Here is a 950-nt window from a genome sequence, read left to right on the forward strand (position 1 = left end):
ACTAGGGCGTGTCTGACAAACATTTTGGATGTGGCGGTCCAGACTTGGGGTGTGTCGCGTTTTCAGTTGCTTTCCGATGCTCAGTGGGATCTGATCGCTGATCTTCTTCCTGTTCGAACAGGTAAGCGTGGCAGGCCTTTTAGTGATGCCCGCTCGATGGTCGAAGGCATCATCTACCGGTACCGCTGTGGCATTGCCTGGCGTGATGTGCCCGAGGTGTTCGGTCCGTGGCAAAGCATCTGGACCTGGCATCGACGCATGAGTGCTGACGGGACCTGGGATATGGTCCTATCGCGGTTGCTGAGCATGGCCGATGAGGGCGGGGGGATCGACTGGGCGGTGTCGGTGGATTCCACCATCGCCCGTGCTCATCAGCACGCCACGAACATCACCCGCGACACAGGGGGCTGGGTCGAATTACACGAATCTGCTCATCGAGCCGCCTGACCACGGCATTGGCCGTTCTCGTGGCGGGTTGACCAGCAAGATTCATCAGCTTGTCGATGGCCATGGCAGGCCGTTGGTGGTGCTTGTCGGTCCGGGCCAATCCCATGATGGTCCGGTATTCGAGCATTTGCTCGCCCACCTGAAAGTCCCTCGCCGCCGAGGTGGCCGAGCGCGTACACGCCCGGACCGGGTGCGCGGCGATAAGGCGTATTCCAGTCGTGCGATCCGAACCTTGTTGCGGTGCCGTCGTATCGGCGCGGCGATACCCGAACCCGCCGATCAGATCGCCAACCGCAAACGACGTGGCCAAGGCGGTGGTCGGCCCCCGGTCTTCGATGCCCAGGACTACAAAGGCCGCAACGTCGTTGAAAGGAACTTCAACGTCGTCAAGCAATGGCGCGGCCTGGCCACACGTTACGACAAACTCGCCGTCGTCTACCGGGCAGCAGCTGTCCTACGCGCCGTCACCCTCTGGCTTCTAGTTTTGTCAGACACGCCCTAGC

At 61.1% G+C, this 950-nt stretch carries 1 protein-coding gene; it reads left to right on the forward strand.

Annotated features, from left to right (window positions below):
* Positions 1–66 precede the first annotated feature (66 nt).
* Positions 67–949, forward strand: a protein-coding gene (locus AC4ELS_RS23255; protein ID WP_499049497.1) for an IS5 family transposase whose coding sequence is annotated in 2 segments (ribosomal slippage) — positions 67–398 and positions 397–949 — 885 coding nt in all. Because the reading frame shifts where the segments join, the coding sequence is not laid out codon by codon here.
* Position 950 lies beyond the last annotated feature (1 nt).

The sequence above is a fragment of the Mycobacterium shunyiense genome (assembly GCF_058270035.1).